This is a genomic window from Treponema sp. R6D11, from assembly GCF_054786075.1.
Genome location: NZ_BDHD01000761.1, coordinates 1 through 538 on the forward strand (window position 1 = coordinate 1; position 538 = coordinate 538).

Consider the following 538-nt stretch of genomic DNA (forward strand, 5'->3'; position numbering starts at 1 on the left):
GCTTTTTGCCGATTTTCCATAGGCAAGAGCTTCCACATCTTGAAGGTATCTGGCGTCTTCCGCTAAAAGTTTATTTTGATCGGGATTTTTTAAACACGCCTTTAGCCTCTCCAAGAATTGCATTCGCTCGCCTGTCTCCACGCGCACGGCGGCTCTTTTTGACTCTTCTGCGGTTACTTCGTCCTTGCTTCGCGGGGTAATAGCGTCAAGCTGTCCGCAAAAATACAAACCGTCTTTTAACGCGCAATATGCGGCATAAGCGGAAGACGGCGTATACTCGTTGCAAATAAAACCGGCTAGATCTTTTAATGTTAATGCCTCTGCTTCGCCGGATAATAATTCCCACACCTCGCGTATTGCTGATACAGACCGGCTATCGCGCTCTATTTCCGCAAAATTATTTACAGGACCAGTATGGAGCAATTCAATGTCCTTATCCCGAACCTTTACCTGTTCGCCGTTTTGCAGAGAAATTGAATATTTTCCGTCCGCATAGTCTTTAACTATAGCGGGTTTGTTCTTGTAAATTACCAGTGCG

General features: G+C 45.5%; 1 pseudogene. It reads right to left on the reverse strand.

Annotation, left to right across the window (positions count from 1 at the left end):
- Positions 1-538, reverse strand: a pseudogene (locus ACYVTD_RS15945) (ribonuclease II); the annotation flags it as partial.